Raw genomic sequence first — 1,549 nt, 5'->3', positions numbered from 1 at the left:
TGGGCACTCTAAGGTGACTGCCGGTGACAAACCGGAGGAAGGTGGGGATGACGTCAAATCATCATGCCCCTTATGACCTGGGCTACACACGTACTACAATGGCCGGTACAACGGGCTGTGAAGCCGCGAGGTGGAACGAATCCTAAAAAGCCGGTCTCAGTTCGGATTGCAGGCTGCAACTCGCCTGCATGAAGTCGGAATTGCTAGTAATCGCGGATCAGCATGCCGCGGTGAATACGTTCCCGGGTCTTGTACACACCGCCCGTCACACCACGAGAGTTTATAACACCCGAAGTCGGTGGGGTAACCGCAAGGAGCCAGCCGCCGAAGGTGGGATAGATGATTGGGGTGAAGTCGTAACAAGGTAGCCGTATCGGAAGGTGCGGCTGGATCACCTCCTTTCTATGGAGAATCGTTTCCCGAGTGGAAACATTCAAATACAAAATCTAGCCAGGTCGGCTAGTTACTCACTCGTTGCTCAGTTTTGAGAGCTCAAACTCTCAAACGTTTGGTGGCGATAGCGAAGGGGTTCCACACGTTCCCATCCCGAACACGACCGTTAAGCCCTTCAGCGTCGATGGTACTTGGACCGCAGGGTCCTGGGAGAGTAGAACGCCGCCAAGCGTAAACCCATTACGGGTTTCAATATGATATATAATGTGGGCCCTTAGCTCAGTTGGTTAGAGCGCACCTCTGATAAGGGTGAGGCCGGTGGTTCGAGTCCACCAGGGCCCACCATGTATACCTTAAAATCTAATATGGGGCCATAGCTCAGCTGGGAGAGCGCCTGCCTTGCAAGCAGGAGGTCAGCGGTTCGATCCCGCTTGGCTCCACCAACAAGATTTTACAAGCTTGTTCTTTGAAAACTAGATATCGAAACGAAATTTTGCGATTTAGAACATTCCTTTTTAAGCTGAACTTGTGTTAAAACAAGTTTCAATAAAAACGGTAGATTGCATGAGCGAGTGATCGAAATGGAGCGACTTTTGGCTTTGGACGCAGTCCAAAACAAGCGGAGCGACAGCTCGAACACGAGCGGAATGGTTAAGCTACTAAGAGCACACGGAGGATGCCTAGGCGCTAGGAGCCGATGAAGGACGTGGCGAACAACGAAACTGCCTCGGGGAGCTGTAAGCAAGCTTTGATCCGGGGGTGTCCGAATGGGGAAACCCAGCTGGGGTAATTTCCAGTTACTCACAACTGAATACATAGGTTGTGTAGAGGCATACCAGGGGAACTGAAACATCTAAGTACCCTGAGGAAGAGAAAACAATAGTGATTCCGTCAGTAGCGGCGAGCGAACGCGGAGAAGCCCAAACCAGAGAGCTTGCTCTTTGGGGTTGTGGGACGTCTCACATGGAGTTACAAAGGAACCGATTAAGCGAAGAGGTCTGGAAAGGCCCGCCAAAGAAGGTAAAAGCCCTGTAATTGAAAGTTGGTTCTCTCCGAGATGTATCCCGAGTAGTGCGGGGCACGTGAAACCCCGTATGAATCCGGCAGGACCATCTGCCAAGGCTAAATACTTCCTAGCGACCGATAGTGAAGCAGT

Annotated in this window: 2 tRNA genes and 3 rRNA genes; all 5 read left to right on the top strand. The window is 51.5% G+C overall.

Annotation, left to right across the window (positions count from 1 at the left end):
- A 16S ribosomal RNA gene (locus ACFVQB_RS34365) occupies positions 1–402 on the top strand; the annotation flags it as partial.
- A 105-nt stretch (positions 403–507) separates the two neighbouring features.
- Positions 508–624 (top strand): 5S ribosomal RNA (gene rrf / locus ACFVQB_RS34360).
- A 37-nt stretch (positions 625–661) separates the two neighbouring features.
- Positions 662–738, top strand: a tRNA-Ile gene (locus ACFVQB_RS34355).
- Between the two features lie 22 nt (positions 739–760).
- Positions 761–836, top strand: a tRNA-Ala gene (locus tag ACFVQB_RS34350).
- 206 nt (positions 837–1,042) lie between these two features.
- A 23S ribosomal RNA gene (locus ACFVQB_RS34345) occupies positions 1,043–1,549 on the top strand; the annotation flags it as partial.

Source organism: Paenibacillus sp. NPDC057886 (genome assembly GCF_042796655.1).
In the GTDB taxonomy this organism is placed as follows: domain Bacteria; phylum Bacillota; class Bacilli; order Paenibacillales; family Paenibacillaceae; genus Paenibacillus.
This window is presented reverse-complemented; position numbering and strand designations above follow the sequence as displayed.